Source organism: Maribacter sp., assembly GCF_016744255.1.
Lineage (GTDB): Bacteria > Bacteroidota > Bacteroidia > Flavobacteriales > Flavobacteriaceae > Maribacter_B.
The window spans coordinates 1-4,844 of sequence record NZ_JADGES010000155.1; the positions used below are offsets into that span (position 1 = coordinate 1).

A 4,844-nucleotide genomic window follows, 5' to 3' on the forward strand; every position below is an offset into this window, starting at 1 on the left:
GAAAATTTCAAATAACATCATAACAATTATTACCATCTTACTTACAGCTATTGGTAATGCTCAAGTACGCGGGGTAGAGTCTGCACAAGAGGCTACAGACATCTCTTTAGGTGATAAAGAAAGCGTCAGATTTAAACAAGAGATTGAAACTACCAGAACCAGAACACTCCCTTTAATTGATAATAGAAATTTTGACAGTTTTATTGAGGCAGAAGATTATAACGATGTCAATATTGAAGTTTTAAATCTAGATAATATCCTATATCATAATTTTAATAAAGATATTCACAAGTACAAGGCAATTGCGTCCTATAAAATAAAGTTTACTGAAGACTTTTATTCCATAGTGGTCACCATTAAAAAAGGGGATAATAAAATGGAATCTATCCTCATAAATTATACACTAGACGGAAAATTCTTAGATAGTATTCTTATTGCTCATGATGAAATAGATGAGTATCCCACAAGAACAACTACTAAAATTACACAAAGCACACTTACAAGAAGCCATATATTTCTTGAAGCTCAAGAAGAGCGAATAGAAGAGTCAGTCTATAGAATTGATGTAGACGGAACTATTAAAGAGTTAAGCTCAGAAGAAGTACTTATTGACAAGGTAATATCGCAATTAGGTTTAGATTTTTCTCAGGTGAATACTCATTTACTGGCTGCTAAAGTTAACCCATCAAATACACAAGAAACCATTATAGTTATTCCAGAATTTGTAGATTCTGATAATGATGAATATCATTACCAACTCAACAGCTATATTGTACTAGTAAATAATCTAACGGGAAGCATCACCCATACTTATTTTGAAAGTTCAAAAACAAATGGCTGGGAATCAGATGCTATACAGCTTTCTAAAATAAGCATAGATACCGCACCATACATTGTGGCTAAAGATACAAGAGCCTTTGGGGTACGTGTAAACTATTTTGGGTCATCTAGAGTAAATCCATACACCAAGAAAACCATTTCGCTATTCGTAAAATCTGGAGACGCTTTAAAAAAGGTGTTACATAATTATCCAGTTATGAATTATGGTGGTGAATGGGATACCGACTGCGAAGGAGAATTTACTGAAGAAAAGAGGATACTCATAATATCAGAAAAAACCACCAATGGCTATTTTGATATCATCGCAAAAAGTACAATTACCTATAGTGCGAATTATGTGCCAGAAGATGGCGATTGTGAGTCTAAAAAAGAAGTCACTCGTAAGAAAACAAGTTTGAAATTTGATGGAGAAACCTATACACAAAACTAAATGAAAACAGTACTATACATATGCTGTCTATTTATGATGACATCACTAGAAGCACAATCAGCAATAGTAGGTAAAACTTATACAGCACATATAGGAAGTAGCTGCGAAGAAGTAATAGGTGATGATTCTTGTGCTGGCTTGGAAATTTATATGGAACTCTATTTTGAAGAAAACAATGTAGATGTTATAGAAGTATCTATTAATAGTTGTGATGAAAGAATATCAGAGATTATAGACGGGTTTCCGTGGCATTGGGTAAAAAACAAACATTGGACCATTGTTTTAGGAGACCTAGAAAGAACAAAATATACTAGTATAGAAAATATAAGACTAACCATGCGTAATGGCAAGCTCATAGGCGAAAAGCTAAATGACAAAGGCAATGTTGTACAAGAATACAACTTTGACGAAAACACTAATTAATTAAGCCGCATCTATGGGGAAAATTATATATATACTACAGCTACTAGTCTTACCATTAGCGATGTCTTGTGCAAGTGCTCAAACAAATAATATGGACACTTTAAAAGAGCAGTTAAGGCTATTACAATTGCCGCAGGATTTTGAATTTGAAAAAGATACTACTGGATTTTCTAAATTTAAAAACTCAAAATTCTATGCCAAAAATGGAGATGTTTATACTATTGATGGTAACAACATTCATTTAATCGATTTTAATAATGATGGGCTTAAAGACATTGTGTATCAAGAAAAAAGACCATATACAGCTACCGTACTATTTGCAAACAACGGTAAGGACTTTCTTGAAATATGGAACGGCCCAGGACAACCCGTTTGTATAACACAAGCGGAAAATACAACCATCTCTGTATATAGCTCACATGTAGGATGTATAGAAATAATTTTACTCTTTGAGGTTACTGTCGGTGTTGAAAACAAAATAACAGAAGACCTACTAAGTTACCACCACAATACTCTGCTTAAAAAACTTGATTACAACTTTAAACAAAAAGTGGTTACGGGTATTTTAAGGGCAACGCCAATAGAAGATAATACAGAAACAGAAGACCCATGTACTGGTGAGCAAAGACTCGGAAATCAAATACGAACCATAGAAAACCAAAAGATTACCGTAATCAAAGACAAAGGCGACTGGTTAATGGTCGTTTATAAAAACAAAAACAATAGCATTATCACTTGGATTAGAAACAAATAAATTAAAATCATGAACACCCTCATTATCAGTATTATTGCCTTTTTGGCACTCATTTGTATCCTTGGCATCGTTATCAACAACCAGATAATTGCCAAAAAAAATCAGGTAGCTCAAGCTTTTGGAAGTATCGAAATTTACCTAAAAAAGCGTTTTGATTTGATTCCGAATTTGGTCGCAATGCTCCATAAATACCTGTCGCACGAAAAAGAGATTTTACTAAAGGTAACCGAGTTAAGAAGTAAGGTTGAAAAAGCAGCGCATCCTCAAGAAAAAATTGAAGCGTCAAATGAGCTGACCAAGGTAATGGGCGGCTTGAACATTAATGTAGAGAACTACCCTGATTTAAAGGCCGACAAGCAATTTTTAAACCTTCAGTTTGAATTAAGCGATATTGAAGACCAAATTTCTGCCGCCCGAAGGGCCTATAACGCAGGCGTTACCGCATATAATAATAAGATACAAATGTTTCCGGCAAGTGTGGTAGCAGGTTTCAGAAAAGACAAAACGGCAACGCTTTTAGAAATACCGAAAGCAGAACAAAAAGAAATAAATATAAACCAACTCTTAAACCCTTAAAGTATGCAAATGTTTGAAAATTTACCATGGTATGGCTATGTTATTTTAATTATAGGGATTGCTTCCTACGCAATTCGTTATTTTAAAAAAGCAAAAGAAAGTTATGATGAACCAGACTTAGAAAATGTAAAATTTAGGAAAGATGTAAATGGTAATCTGAATGAAACGCAATTATTTTCTCTTTCGTTGGATGCTGTAACTAATGAGTGGTGGAAAGTAAATACAAACACCTTGTTTTTTAAGAAAGGAACACACGCCGATAATTATATAGAGGGCTGGGGAATTGATACAGCAGAAGGATATTGGGGTTTAACCAATTATTTTATGGAAGATGGGCGTAGATGGTATTTCGATTTCATTTACAATATGTTGAAAACAGAACCAGAAGCAAATTGGGATAATTTAATGAATCAAAAATTTGGAAAGAATGAACGTGCAGAACGTTATTTAAATTCATTAAAATCAGGAAAAGCAATAGGTACGCTAAAAAGCAAAGGATTTATAACCTTTGATTCGGAATTAGATAAAGGCGTAGCTGCATACGATTCGAGTGTTTTAGTAGGACATGCAAGAAGGGCATATACTGCAGAGCTTATTAGTGAGCAGCAAGCCTGGGAAGTTATTAATTTTGCCACGCAATTAGCAAAGGATAACTTTTCATCTTGGGATGAATTTGGCAAAAGTTACATTTTAGGCTTTACACTTGATATTAGGGATAGAAAAGATGGCTTTCTGGAAGAAATGTACCATATGTACAAGCAAATACAGGAAAACCCTCAAAGTCCTTGGAATACCATTAATTGGTAGTATTAAGCATGGACAATCAATTAATACAAAACGTATATTCTGAAGTAAAAGAGGAGCTCAATAGTATTTACTCCAAAAGAAAACGCACTTTGTTTTTTCAAAAAATAATGTGGGGTAGTACGGGAATTTATTTTTTGCTCATGCTCGTAAATATGGCATTGTCATACTTTACTAATGTGCAGCTGGGTTTTTTAGATGCATTTCAGGCGACGGTTCAAAACCCGTATGCGAATGTATATCCCATTATCTTCCTTGTTATCCTATTGTATCCGGCGGTATTTTTCTTTACAAATGCCTTTAAAAAGTTGATGAAAAAAGAGCAAACAACCATTTCTAAAATGGTTAAAATGCTATTTCCAAAGGTAGATTTTGGTCAAGGTATGGCTGCTCCCCTTAAGGAAATTAAAAACAGTAAGATATTCTCTTGGGTAGATAATAGCACTATGGTAGCAAATTATGGGCAGTTAAGAAGCAGCATAGACAATCGTGTTGTAAATATTGCCGATATAGGTATAATAGAAGAAAATACCTCGAACAAGTTAGCAAAGGGATTAATGCTTATCCCTATCCTGAATATACTCGTGATCTTCTGGAATTATGTTTTAAAAAATATATTTACAAACAAAACCGCAGATAATGTTCAGTATACCTTTAGAGGAATGTTTGGTTGGTTAGCGTACCCTAAAAAGTTACATGGGCATACTGTGGTTTTAACCAATAATCAGAAACTAAAAATAGATAGGTTCGCCAGTTTCAATTTCAAAAAAGAACAGAAAGTACTTTTAGAAGATGTCAGATTCACGAATAAGTTCGTGGTCTACAGTACAGACCAAGTAGAGGCTAGATATGTACTATCAACGGCATTAATGGAGCGTGTTTTAGCGTTAGAAGAGAAGTTCAATAGACCCATACTACTATCGTTTCATAACGAAAAAATGTACTTGGCAGTTGAAAATACGCATGGCTTGTTTTCGTTTCCCTCAGGAAAGTTAGATGATATAGCCATAGTAGAAG

Annotated in this window: 6 protein-coding genes; all 6 read left to right on the forward strand. The window is 34.1% G+C overall.

Annotated elements, in window-relative coordinates; translation table 11 throughout:
• Positions 1 to 1,270: hypothetical protein (locus QZZ51_RS16135; RefSeq protein WP_291871553.1), on the forward strand; the 1,270-nt coding region annotated here is incomplete at its 5' end.
• Positions 1,271 to 1,693, forward strand: a complete 423-nt coding sequence (locus QZZ51_RS16140) for a hypothetical protein (RefSeq protein WP_291871555.1) — start codon at positions 1,271 to 1,273, stop codon at positions 1,691 to 1,693.
• Positions 1,694 to 1,706: 13 nt separating this feature from the next.
• Positions 1,707 to 2,447, forward strand: coding sequence for a hypothetical protein (locus QZZ51_RS16145; RefSeq protein ID WP_291871557.1), 741 nt, complete (start codon positions 1,707 to 1,709; stop codon positions 2,445 to 2,447).
• Between the two features lie 9 nt (positions 2,448 to 2,456).
• Positions 2,457 to 3,023 (forward strand): LemA family protein, encoded by a 567-nt coding sequence (locus tag QZZ51_RS16150; RefSeq protein WP_291871559.1) that lies wholly within the window; start codon positions 2,457 to 2,459, stop codon positions 3,021 to 3,023.
• Between the two features lie 3 nt (positions 3,024 to 3,026).
• Complete coding sequence (locus QZZ51_RS16155; protein ID WP_291871562.1) at positions 3,027 to 3,830, forward strand: DUF1266 domain-containing protein; 804 nt, start codon at positions 3,027 to 3,029, stop codon at positions 3,828 to 3,830.
• Positions 3,831 to 3,838: 8 nt separating this feature from the next.
• On the forward strand, positions 3,839 to 4,844 hold a 1,006-nt coding region (locus QZZ51_RS16160), incomplete at its 3' end, for a DUF3137 domain-containing protein (protein WP_291871564.1).